Here is an 11,119-nt window from a genome sequence, read left to right as displayed (position 1 = left end):
ACCCACGCCCACCCGCCCGACGACGACTCCAGGCCCGCCACCGACCAGGCACCGCGACCTATCGGTGGATCAGGGCTGAGGAGCAGCTCCAGCTCGCGGTTGGCGCGCATGACGCCTCCCTCCGGCGTCACCAGCGCCATGCCGACGGGGGCCTCGGTGAAGGCGCGGCGGTAGTCGGGACCGCCGGTGTCCGCCGCGACCGTGGTGTCGGTGACGGGACCGACGACGGCGGAGGCCATGGACCGGGGGTCGCCGTCGGGGCCGTGCGTCACGCGCATCAGCAGCCGGGCCGCGACCTCGAGGACGAGCTCGCGCTCGTAGGTGATGACGTACTCGAAGACCCGCTCCGCGTCCGGGCCCGCCGCCGGCTGGCCCGGCCCCCCGGTGGAGACCTCCGGGGACTCGTCGGCGCGGCCCCCCGACCCGTGGACCTCGCGGGCGACGAGCGCCGCCGTGAAGTGCGGGTTGACGACGGCGACCACCCACTCCTCGAGCAGCGGGTCGCCGGCCTCGAGGAGGGCGCCCCGGACCCGCTCCGTCGGGTGGACGGCCATGCCCTCCCCGAGCACGGCCACGAGCGCCGCCGAGGAGGCCAGCCGGCGGTAGCGGGCCGCCGTCCGGGCCCCGAAGTAGCGGGAGTGCTGCAGCGCGGCCAGGAGCACGGTCATGGGGCCGCTGGTGAGCGCCTGGGCCTCGAGGTGCCGGCTGACGGCCTCCAGCAGCGGCTTCGTCGAGCGCTGGACGTCGCGGTCCGCGACGAGCGCGAAGGCGCTGCCCCCGGGCGGGCGGGGGCGCGGGCGCGGGCGCGGCAGCACGAGAGGAGCCGCCGGCGCGGGCGGGCGGCGCTCGAGCGGGCCCGGCCGACCCAGCAGGTACCCCTGGCCGAGCGAGGCGCCCATGGCGAGCGCCTGCTGCACGTGCTCGGGCGTCTCGAGCCCCTCGGCGACGACGACGGCCCCCGTCCGCTCGGCGTAGGCGGCGACGGCCACGACCACCTGCGCCGTCAGCGCGTCGGGGCGCCGGCGGGCCAGGGCGAGGTCGAGCTTGACCACCTCGGGCTGCAGGACGGGCAGCAGCGCCAGCGCCAGCGGGTCCTGCCCGACGTCGTCCAGCGCCACCGCCCACCCGAGCTCGCGGACGCGCGCCACGAGGTGCAGCAGCTCCGACGGCCGCCACGCCAGGGACCGCTCCGTCAGCTCCACGACGAGGCGCAGGCGCTCACCGGCGCGCTCGAGCAGCGGGTGGACTGCGACGGCGCGGCGGTGACGACGTCCGGCGCGACGTTGGCGAAGAGCACGAGAGGCGCCTCGACGCCGGCCTCGAGGGCCCCCTCGACGGCGGCGACGCGGCACGCCCACTCGAGCTCGTCGACGCGGTCGCGGGCGCGGGCGCGGGCGAAGAGGTCCCCGGGCTCCCGCGGGCCGTTCGCTGAGCTGCCGCGGGCGAGCGCCTCGTAGCCGACGACCTCGCCCGTCCCCAGCCGCACCACCGGCTGGAAGACGCTCCGCACGTCCAGCGACGCCACGACCGCCCCCTCGCTCGCCGCCCCCGCGGCGGGCGCCCCCGCGGCGGGCGGGAGGCATCGTGGCGGACGACGGGCGCCAGCGGTGCGTTGCGGCGTCAGGTGGACGTGGTCGCGCGCGCCCCCGGCGGGCCGCGACACCTCGGCGGCCCGCAGCAGGTCGTCGTACCAGCGCCCCTCCTCGACGTGCCCGACGCCGTCCACCTCGAGCAGCACGCACCGCCCGTCGTCCAGCTCCCACAGGGCGTCGAGGTAGCGGCGCCGGCCGGTCGCGTCGAGCCGCACCGCCTGCTGCACCGGTACGGGCAGGCCGGCGGAGCGGCACAGGCGCACCAGCCGCACCTCGGAGAGGGCCTGCGCCCCGCCCTCGACGTCGTCGAGCACCGCCAGCAGCTCGGCCCGGTGCCGGACGGGACCCGCCGCGAGCACGGCGTCACGCAGCCGGGCCGGCGTCGTCAACCGCTGCTGCACGACGGCCGCCAGGAGGCCGCCCGCCGCCGCCGCGGATGGCGACGCCGCTGCCGCTCCCACCGCGGCGTCCTCGACGGCGACCACCGGCAGGCCGCCGCGCCTCACCACGCGCACCGGGCTCCGGCCCGTCGTCGCCCGCACCCAGGGCGGACCGGCCACCGCCCGCCCGCGCGAGACGCGCACCACCACCTCGGCGCGCCCCCAGCCCCGCAGCCCGTGGGCCTCGAGCGCGGACAGCCCGCACAGCGCGGACTGCGCACCGGCCGACAGGACGGCCGCCCACCGCTGGGCGTCGCGCCCCAGGGGCCCCGTCGTCGTCGCGACGACCAGGGGGCCCACCCGCTGCCAGCGACCTCGACGGACCTCTCGACCGACCCGGTCGGGTCCGACGCCCAGAGCCGCGAGCTGGGCTCGCGAGAGGCAGCCCGCCTGCTCGACCGCTGTCGTCGCCACCTGAGGAGGCAGCGGCGAGGTCCGGGGCACGCGCGGAGCCTGCCGAGGAGTCCGCGCGCCCGCTGGGGACCTGTGGACGGACGGAGGTGGCAGCCCCTCGTCGCGCTCTACCGCGACGAGAGGCTGCCACCTGGCCTAGCGTCGTCGGCGGCGACGAGGAGGTCGACGTGCACGAGCTGGACGACCTGCTGACGGCGGGCGCGGCGGTCGAGCGCCTCGGCGGCGGGATGACGTGGGGCGAGGGCCCGCTCTGGGTCCCCGCGCGCCGCGCGGTGCGGTGCAGCGACATCCCGGGGAACCGGGTCATGGAGTGGCACGAGCCCACCGGCGCGTGGGGCGTGCTCGCCGACGACGTCGAGTTCACCAACGGCCGCACCCTCGGGCTCGGCGGCGAGGTCGTGCAGTGCTCGCACGGCCGCCGGCGCGTCGAGGTCGAGCGCGACGGCGTCGTCACCGGGCTCGTCGACGCCTGGCGCGGGCACCGGCTGAACTCGCCGAACGACGTCGTCGTCCGCTCCGACGGCACCGTGTGGTTCACCGACCCCTCGTACGGCATCCACCGCCGCGCCGAGGGCCACCCGGGCGAGGAGGAGTACGGCGGCCACCACGTCTTCCGCCTCGACCCGGCCACCGGGGAGCTGGACGCCGTCGTCACCGACGTCGCGATGCCCAACGGCCTGGCCTTCTCCCCCGACGAGCGCGTGCTCTACGTCGCCGACTCCTCCCGCGCGCCCACCCGCGACGACGACCCGCCCGGCGAGGGGCACGCCGTGCACGCCTACGACGTCGTCGACGGCCGCCGCTGCGAGGGCGGGCGCGTGCTCGCCGAGGTGGACCCCGGGCTGCCCGACGGCATCCGCGTGGACGAGCACGGCCACGTGTGGACGACGGCGGGCACCGCGCTCGTCGTCCTCCGCCCCGACGGCTCCGAGGTGGGCCGCGTGCCCGTCGGCGAGGTCGTGAGCAACCTCTGCTTCGGGGGGCCGGGCGGGACCGACGTCTTCATCAGCGCCTCGACGAGCCTGTACCGGCTGCGGACGCGCGTGCGCGACGCCGCGCACGTGCTCGCCCCGCGCTGAGCCGGCCGAGGTTGGCTGCACGAGGACGGGCTCTACGCCGTCCTGGTGCTGCCAGCCGGCTCGAGGTGGCGCCGCAGGAGCGCCGCCACCCGCTCCGGCTCGAGCCGCAGCGCTCGCGCGGGCAGGCGGAGCACCACCTCGCCGGGCCGGGTGACCTCCGCGGCGCGCAGCAGGTCGTCGTACCAGCGGGCCTCCTCGACGTGCCCGACGCCGTCCACCTCGAGCAGGACGCGGCGCCCGTCCTCCAGCTCCCACAGGGCGTCCAGGTAGCGACGGCGCCCCGTGGCGTCACGCCGGACCGCCTGCTGCGCCGGCGCCGGCAGCCCCGCCGAACGGCACAGGCGCACCAACCGCACCTCCGACAGCGCCTGCGCCCCGCCCTCCACGTCGTCGAGCACGGCGAGCAGCTCACGGCGGTGCCGCACCGGCCCGGCGGCGAGGACGGTTGCGCGCAGCCGCGCCGGCGTCGTCAGCCGCTGCTGGACGACCGCCGCCAGAAGACCCCCTGCCGTGGCCGCCGAACGGGCCGCGCCCGCCGCCTCCGCCGCGGCGTCCTCCACGGCGAGCACAGGCAGGCCCCCGCGTCGCACCACCCGCGCGGTCCGGCGGCTCGACGTCGCCGTCGTGCCGGCCAGCGCGGGCAGCCGGTGCCCCCGGGCCACGCGAACATGGACCGACGAGCGCTCCCACCCCCGCAGCCCGTGGACCTCCAACGCCGACAGCCCCGCCAAGGCGGCCCCAGGCCCGCCGGACAGGACCGCGGTCCACCGCCTCGCGGCGACGTCGAGCTCACCGGTGGAGGTGCGCACGACGAGCGGGCCGACGACGCACCAGCGCCCGGCACGCACCTCGGAGGCCACCCGGTCGGCGTCCACGCCGTGCTCGCGCAGCTGCGCGCGGGAGAGGCACCCACCCTGCTGCGACGCCAGCGCGGGCAGGGAGGCGGGCAGCGACGACGTCCTCGGCACGCGACGAGGCTGGACCGACCGGCCGAGGCGTGCGTCGAGGCCTGTGGACGACCGAGGTGGCTGCACGAGGACGGCCTCTACGCCGTCCTCGTGCAGCCACCTCCGCGAGGGACCACCGCCTACGGTCGTCCCATGACGACGCAGGACCAGCGCTCGCGCACGCCGGTGAGCCACGTGCCGCTGCACGTCGGCCGCGGGATGCTCATGGGCGCCGCCGAGGTGGTGCCCGGGGTCAGCGGCGGGACCATCGCCCTCATCACGGGTGTCTACGAGACGCTCATCGACACGGCCGGTCACACGGTGACGGCGTTCCGCCGGCTCGTGACCGGCGACGTCCGCGGGGCGCGCGCCGAGCTGGCGCAGGGCACCTGGCTCGTCGTCGTCCCGCTCCTGCTCGGCACCGTCGTGGCCGTCGTCGTGGGCGCCTCCCTCATCGAGCCGCTGCTCGAGGACCACCCGGTGGGCTCGCGCGCCGTCTTCGCCGGGCTCGTCCTGGCCTCGCTCAGCGTCCCGGCCATGATGGTCGGGCGGGCCTGGACGACGCGGCTCGTCGTCGTCGCCGTCGTCGCGGCCGTCCTGGCGTTCGTCCTCACCGGGCTGCCCCCGGGCTCGGCCGCCGACCCGCCGCTGCCGGTCGTGTCGCTGGCGGCCGCCGTCGCCATCTGCGCCCTCGTGCTGCCGGGCGTCTCCGGGTCCTTCCTCCTCGCGACCGTCGGCCTCTACGAGCCGACCATCGCCGCCGTCAACGGGCGCGACCTCGGCTACCTCGGGGCCTTCGCGCTCGGCGCCGTCATCGGCCTGGCCCTCTTCGTGCGGCTGCTGCAGCACCTCCTCTCCACCCACCGGGCCGTGACGCTGGCCGTCATGACCGGCCTCATGGCCGGCTCCCTGCGCGCCCTGTGGCCCTGGCAGACCGAGGACCGCGACGTGCTGGCGCCCTCGGGCGACGTGCTGGCGATCCTCGGGCTGGCCCTCGCCGGGGCGGCCGTCGTCGTCGCGCTGCTCGTCGTCGAGCGGCTCGTCGGCGGGGCGGACCCGGCCTCCTCCACCGCGGACGAGCCGCCCGCGGCGCGCTGACGCCGGCGCCCGTCGGCGGGCGCTCCTGAGCCGCTCCCTGCGCCGCGCGGCGCCCGGCGCGCGTCCGTACCGTGGACGATCCGCCGACCGCCGGAGGAGGACCCGTGGAGCTGCTGACCGGGGCGGGCCTCGCGAGCGCCGCCGGCCTCAACGCCTGGCTGCCCCTGCTCCTGCTCGGTTCGGCCGCGCGGTGGACCGACGTCGTCGCCCTCCCCGACGGGTGGGCGTGGCTCTCGGAGCCCGGCGTCCTCGCCGTGCTCGCCGTGCTGCTCGTCGTCGAGGTCCTGGCCGACAAGGTGCCCGGCGTCGACCACGTCAACGACGCGCTGCAGACCGTCGTCCGGCCCCTCGCCGGCGGGGTGGCGGCGAGCGCCGGCACCGGCGGCGCGACCGCCGGCCCGGGCGCCGGCGACGACGCGTCGTGGCTCGCGGGCGTCGACTGGACGACGGTGCTCGCGGGCGCGGCGGTGGCGCTCGTCGTCCACCTGCTCAAGGCCGCGGGCCGGGCGGCCGTCAACGCGACGACGGCGGGGGTCGGCGCCCCCGTGGCCTCGGCGGCCGAGGACGCCCTCTCCCTCGGCCTGGTGGCCTCAGCGCTGCTCGCGCCCGTGCTGGTGCTCGTCGCCCTGGCGGTGCTGGTCGCGGTCGCCGTGGCCGTCGTCCGCCGGCGGCGACGGCGACGGGCCGTGCGCCCGGTCTGACCGCCCCGCGGCGGACCGGAGCGACGCTCCGCCGGCCGCCGGAGCGCCGCTCCGGTCCGCCGCGGGACGGCTCAGACGCCGTCGCGCGGGCCGTAGCGCAGCGCCAGCGGCGGCTGGGGCGCGCCGGCGCCGAGCCGGTCCTCAGGAGGGACGTCGACGGGCGAGGACTCGAGCAGCCCGGCGAGGGCCCGCTGCGCGCGCCGCCGCTGTGAGCGGCCCGTCCACGGGTGCACCGGCACCTCCTCGGGCGGCAGGCGCAGCATCTCGCGCAGGTCCTGCTCGCCCGGGCCCGCGGTCGCCGGGTCGAGCGCCGCGACGAGCTCGCCGGCGGCCTCCTCGAGCAGGGGCAGCGAAGCGCGCAGCCGGGTCCACCGGTGGGTCTCCCAGCCCGTCCAGCCCGACGCGCCCGCGGTGGTGAAGCGCTCGCGCAGGGCGACGCCGGCCTCGCGGCCGCGGCCGGCCAGGTGGGCGATGGCCTCGGGCGGCATCCGCAGGTCCCACCCGCCGTCCCCCGCCGGGACCTGGACCTGCGCCACCCGGTCCCGCACGCCCGGCAGGGGCAGCTGCACGGTGTCGGACCAGTCCTGCATCGTCGACAGCACGGCGCCCGCGAAGCGCAGGACGCCGGCGGGCGAGCCGTCGGCCCCCGGCTCCAGCGGGTGCAGCACCGGGGCGAGGGCGTCGTCGGCGGGACCCGGTGCCCCCGGGTCCAGCGGACCGCCCACGGGGGAACCGGGGCGCTGCGGGCGCAGGGTGATGCCGAAGGTCGGCCGCGACGGCGCGAAGGCGTCGAAGACCTGCACGGGGAAGTTGCTCGTGACGCCGCCGTCGGTGGTCCACACCCGCCGGGTCGGCAGCACCTCGCCGGGCAGGCGCACGAGCACCGCCGCCAGGAGGTCCTCCTCGCCCAGCTCGCCGCCCGGGTCCGAGGAGGACGCGGAGGAGGTGGCGGACGCGAGGACGTCGTCGACCGCCGCGGCGACGCGCCGCAGCGCACCGGCGCCCTCCTCGAGGTCGAGGACGTGGAAGGGCACGGCGCTGACGAGCAGCGGGTAGGACAGGCTCGTGCGCACGGCCAGGGCGACGGGCAGGTCCGCCGACGCCGGCAGGGGCACGAGCGGGCGCGCGAGGGCGTCGCGGGCCCGGCGCTCGAGCCGCTCGGCCGGGTCCTCCGGCAGCGGGGGCGGGTGCTCCTCGACCCACGCGACGACCCGCTCGGGCAGCAGCCGGCGCAGCTCGGCCGGGTCGACGTAGAGGGGCGGGACGCCGTCGCGCCGCGCGCCCAGCGGCATGCGCACGGGCCGCCCGTGCGTCACCGAGGTGGTGACGACCTCGAGCCGCACCGCGGCGTCGGCCGGCGCCTCCTCGAGGCCCGTGAGCGGCTCGGCTGCCGGTCCGGCCCACAGGTGCCCGAAGGTGAGCGGGCCCGCGCCCTCGGGCAGGCCGGCGGCCTCGTCGAGGAGGTCGGTGAGCCACGGCGCGAGGACCCGGTCGTCGTCGTCCTGGTCGTCGTCCTGGTCGTCGTCGCGCCCGTCACCGGCGGGCATGCCGGAGCAGACGCCGTAGAGGTTCGCGGGGACGGCGACGCGCAGCGCCCGCAGGTGCACGGCCGCGGCGCCCGCGGCCGTGCCGGCGAGCAGGACGAGGACGCCGACGACGGCCACGAGGACGGCCGTGGCGGCGGACGCGCCGCCCGCTGCGGCGACGGCCAGCAGGACGAGGCCCGGGACGGCGCCGAGGAGCAGGCGCCACCAGCCGCCGGGAGCCACGGCCGCGGCGCCGACGCCGGTGAGCGCGGCGCGGGCGCGGGCGGCGAGGGACCCGGCCTCGCGCGCGGCCAGGACGGCGAGGAGGAGCCGCAGGAGGGGCGCCGTCGCGCGCTGCGGCGCGAAGAGCGTGGAGAGGCGGGAGCGGCCGCGGCGAGCGGAGGCGAGGTCCCCCGGCAGCCGTGCGAGGACGGGGAAGCCGCCGCGCCCGGAGGCGCCCCCGTGGCGCCCGTGCTCGGCGGCCGCCGACGCGGCGGCCGCGACGGCGCCCGCGGACGTGCCGCCCACGCGCACGAGGCGGTAGTGCCGCGCCAGCTCGCAGACCGCCCAGGGGTAGACGACCCCGCTGGTGACGCCGCCGCGCATGACGACGTCGCAGGTGGCCGCCGGGGAGGCGTACGACTCCGCCGCCGCCAGGGGCGCGGGCGGTTCCACGGGCGCGGGGGTGCGTCGGCGTCGCCACGGCGCGGCCCTCACTCGCCCGTCCGCCCGTCGAGGAGCTCGCGGACGACGTCGAGCTGCCCCACGTGGCGGGCGGTCTCCTGCAGCAGGTGGAGGAGGACCCACCCCAGGGTCGGCGCCTCCTCGGCCGACGCGAAGCGGCCCCCGACGGCGGAGCGCCGCTCGAGCGGGACGTCGGCGACCACGGCGCGCGAGGTCTCCCACCGCGCGCGCAGGCCCTCGACGACGGTGGCCCCGCTGGCGCCGTCCGGGACGGCCCAGCGGCCGTCGGGCCCCTCGTCGCGCCACGGGTCGGCCAGCGGCTCGCCGAGGAACCCCCACACGAGCCACCGGCGCTCGACGGCGTCCAGGTGGACGAGCAGCTCCAGCGGCGTCCAGCCCGAGGGCAGGACCGAGCGGCGCAGCTGCTCCTCCGTCAGCCCCTCGACCTTCCGGAGCAGGCGCGCGCGGTGCAGCTCGAGCTGGGCGAGCAGCACGTCGCGGACCTCGCCCGCCGCGCGGGGCGGCTCGTCGTCACCGGGTCCGGGGAGCCAGCCGTGCGCGAGCGCCCCACCGCCGTCGACCACCCCGTCCTCGATCACCCGCGCGATGCTGGCAGCCACCCCCGACGGCCGGCACGCCGGGTCGGCAGCCGCCCTGGCGGCCGACCCGCGTCGGTCCCGTCAGCCGCGGCCCACCTGCAGGCGCCGGCGCCCGGCGACGAGCAGCCCGAGGCCGAGGAGGAGGGCCAGGCCGCCGAGGGCGCCGCCGGCCACGAGCTCGCCGCCCGTGCGGGGCAGGGCCGCCACCGGCGCCGTCGGGACGGCGCCGGCGGGGACGGCGGTCGTCGTCGTGGTGGGGCTCGCCGTGCTGAAGCTGTCCATGAGGACGAGGCCGGGCGCCAGCTGCGTGCCCGCGGGCACCGGCGCCGTCGTCGACGCCAGCTCCATGGCCGGGGCCGGCACCGGGGCGGTCGTCGCGGAGAAGGCCTGGGACGCGCGCAGCTCCTCGTCGGCGAGCTTCGCGGCGGCGGCCCGGGCGACGAGGTCCTCGCCGGCGGCGGGAGCGGGTGCCGGCGCGACCGCCGCGGCCACGAGGCCCTGGGTGCGCAGGACGTCCTCGGCGTCGGGGACGGGGGCCGGCGCGACGTCGTCGGTCGCGGGCGCGGGGGACGGCGCCTCCGCCTCCTCGACGGCGTCCGCGGGCGGCACCTCGGAGGAGGGGCTCTCGACCACGCCGTCCTCGTCCAGGGGGTCCTGGACCGGCGTGACTCCGACGGGCGGCTCGTCGACCGGCGCGTCGGGGGCCGGCGTCGGGCCGCTGACGGCCACGACGACGTCGGAGGGGTCGCCCACCAGTCCGTCGGCGTCGACGCCGACGAGCGAGCCGCGCAGCTCGCCCGCGGCCCCGGCGGGCACGGTGACGACGAGCTCGTCGCCCTCGACGGCGAGGGCGCCGCCGGCGTCGTCGAGCACGTCCGCGACCACGCCCGTGCCGACCACGGCGAGGGGCGCGCGCAGCACGTCGCCGGGGGCGCCGGCCAGCTCGACGGGGGAGACCACGGGCGCCACCGCCACGACGACGGGGGCGGGGTCGCCGACGACGCCGCCCGCCGAGGGGACGACGGCGAGGGCGAGGGCGCCGCTCGTCCCGCGCGGGTCGACCTCCAGGCCGTCGGGCGTGACGGCGGCCGCGGCGCCGGTCGCGGGCTGCTGCACCGCGACGTCGACGTCCGCCGCGAGCGGCAGGAGCACGGGGGCGTCGGCGCGGGTGGCGCCGGACAGGCCGGGCAGCGACGGCGCCACGTCCACCGGGACGACGAGCGGGTCGCCGGCGGTGCCGTCCGCCGCCGTCGCGACGACGCTCACCGAGCTCGCGCCCGCGGCGGAGGCGGCGACGCGCAGGTCACCGGTGGCCGGGTCGACGTCCGCGACGAGCGACGGGCCGGCCTCGACGGCGTAGGTCGCGCCGTCCTCGAGCGCGGGCAGCGGCACCGCGACCTCGGCGGTGCCGTCCGCCGCGAGCGGCAGGCGCAGGCGCTCGCCCGCGGCCAGCGGCGCGTCGCCGGCGACGTCGAGGACGACGCGCTCGGGGTCCGTCGCCGTGCCCGCCGCGCGGTCGACGGCGCGGCGCACGAGGACGAGGCGCCCGCGGTAGCCGGGGGCCACCTCGACGGACAGCTCGCCGGTGGCGGCGTCGACGGAGGCCGCGCGGACGAGCGAGGCGTCCGGCGTCCCGACGAGCTGCCACCGGGCGTCGTCGCCCGCGGCGCTCGCGGCGGGGACGACGACGGAGCCGCCGGGGAGGACGGTCGCGTCGGCGGGGGCCGCCTCGGCGTGCGCCGGCAGCGCGCCGAGGAGCAGGGACGCGAGGAGCGCGAGCCCGGCGAGGACGAGGGCGCGCGCCCGACCGGCCGCAGCGGCCAGCCCGCTCGTGGCGGCCCGGTCGGCGGGACCGGTCGTCTCGGCGGTGCGGCTCATGGCGGGCTCCTCGGGCGCGGGGACGTGCGGCGGCAGCAGCCGCCACGTCCTCCATCGGCACGCCGGGCGCCGACTCGAGGGGTTCTCCGCGTCCGCCTCACCCGACGCCCCGGACGGCGCCGGCGGCCCGGCGCAGGTCCGTGGCGGCCGGTCCGCGGCGA

General features: G+C 79.3%; 9 protein-coding genes. 3 read left to right on the top strand and 6 right to left on the bottom strand.

What is annotated here, in order from left to right:
* Together Q0789_RS11760 and Q0789_RS11755 are read right to left on the bottom strand one after the other, a co-directional pair.
* Positions 1-1,202: EAL domain-containing protein (locus Q0789_RS11760; protein ID WP_298805367.1), on the bottom strand; the 1,202-nt coding region annotated here is incomplete at its 3' end.
* The gene (locus tag Q0789_RS11755) at positions 1,193-2,476 is read right to left on the bottom strand and encodes a hypothetical protein (protein WP_298805365.1); all 1,284 of its coding nucleotides are present in this window, start codon (positions 2,474-2,476) and stop codon (positions 1,193-1,195) included. The genes Q0789_RS11760 and Q0789_RS11755, both read right to left, overlap by 10 nt.
* Positions 2,477-2,613: 137 nt before the next feature.
* Between Q0789_RS11755 and Q0789_RS11750 the strand changes: the two genes are divergently transcribed.
* The gene (locus tag Q0789_RS11750) at positions 2,614-3,525 is read left to right on the top strand and encodes an SMP-30/gluconolactonase/LRE family protein (protein ID WP_298805363.1); all 912 of its coding nucleotides are present in this window, start codon (positions 2,614-2,616) and stop codon (positions 3,523-3,525) included.
* Between the two features lie 32 nt (positions 3,526-3,557).
* Here the strand turns inward: Q0789_RS11750 and Q0789_RS11745 are convergent, their stop codons facing one another.
* Positions 3,558-4,493: a hypothetical protein gene (locus tag Q0789_RS11745; protein ID WP_298805361.1), complete on the bottom strand. Its 936-nt coding sequence runs from the start codon at positions 4,491-4,493 to the stop codon at positions 3,558-3,560.
* A gap of 132 nt (positions 4,494-4,625) precedes the next feature.
* Between Q0789_RS11745 and Q0789_RS11740 the strand changes: the two genes are divergently transcribed.
* The gene (locus tag Q0789_RS11740; RefSeq protein WP_298805359.1) at positions 4,626-5,570 is read left to right on the top strand and encodes a DUF368 domain-containing protein; all 945 of its coding nucleotides are present in this window, start codon (positions 4,626-4,628) and stop codon (positions 5,568-5,570) included.
* A gap of 104 nt (positions 5,571-5,674) precedes the next feature.
* Positions 5,675-6,271, top strand: a complete 597-nt coding sequence (locus tag Q0789_RS11735) for a DUF4126 domain-containing protein (RefSeq protein ID WP_298805356.1) — start codon at positions 5,675-5,677, stop codon at positions 6,269-6,271.
* A gap of 71 nt (positions 6,272-6,342) precedes the next feature.
* Here the strand turns inward: Q0789_RS11735 and Q0789_RS11730 are convergent, their stop codons facing one another.
* The 3 genes from Q0789_RS11730 to Q0789_RS11720 form a co-directional block, all read right to left on the bottom strand.
* Positions 6,343-8,472, bottom strand: a complete 2,130-nt coding sequence (locus tag Q0789_RS11730; RefSeq protein WP_298805354.1) for a patatin-like phospholipase family protein — start codon at positions 8,470-8,472, stop codon at positions 6,343-6,345.
* A gap of 38 nt (positions 8,473-8,510) precedes the next feature.
* Entirely contained in the window at positions 8,511-9,080 is a 570-nt protein-coding gene (locus tag Q0789_RS11725) for a DinB family protein (RefSeq protein ID WP_298805353.1), read from the bottom strand.
* Between the two features lie 81 nt (positions 9,081-9,161).
* Positions 9,162-10,958 carry a hypothetical protein gene (locus tag Q0789_RS11720; RefSeq protein WP_298805351.1) on the bottom strand — a complete coding sequence of 599 codons (1,797 nt, stop codon included), beginning with the start codon at positions 10,956-10,958 and terminating at the stop codon, positions 9,162-9,164.
* Positions 10,959-11,119 lie beyond the last annotated feature (161 nt).

This window comes from uncultured Pseudokineococcus sp. (assembly GCF_947499845.1).
Lineage (GTDB): Bacteria > Actinomycetota > Actinomycetes > Actinomycetales > Quadrisphaeraceae > Pseudokineococcus.
This window is presented reverse-complemented; position numbering and strand designations above follow the sequence as displayed.

Bases quoted from the DNA above. Each gene is read 5' to 3' on its own strand.
- Q0789_RS11740 (WP_298805359.1), top strand. From the start codon at position 4,626: ATGACGACGCAGGACCAGCGCTCGCGCACGCCGGTGAGCCACGTGCCG.
- Q0789_RS11720 (WP_298805351.1), bottom strand. From the start codon at position 10,958: ATGAGCCGCACCGCCGAGACGACCGGTCCCGCCGACCGGGCCGCCACG.